Genomic DNA, 236 nt, shown 5'->3' on the forward strand with positions numbered 1-236 from the left:
TCAATTTAGCCAAAATATTAACGGGTTTAAATCATCGTATTAGCCAAACGTTAGGGATTGAGCCGCAAATGGGTCATGCGTTTTTATTCTCCGTACATAGTCTTGAGCAGTTACAAATGGCACTTACTGAGCAAATTATTCCACAATTAGCCCAAGCAGCTGGTGGGCAAGTGCCTGTCTTGCAGTATATTTTTAGAGATGAACAGCAGCCAATATCGGCGCAATTTATTAATGAT

Annotated in this window: 1 pseudogene; it reads left to right on the forward strand. The window is 39.8% G+C overall.

Annotated elements, in window-relative coordinates:
- A pseudogene (locus tag AAEY75_RS17100) lies at positions 1-236 on the forward strand (McrB family protein); the annotation flags it as partial.

The sequence above is a fragment of the Psychrobacter sp. TB55-MNA-CIBAN-0194 genome (assembly GCF_040309505.1).
In the GTDB taxonomy this organism is placed as follows: Bacteria; Pseudomonadota; Gammaproteobacteria; order Pseudomonadales; family Moraxellaceae; genus Psychrobacter; species Psychrobacter fozii.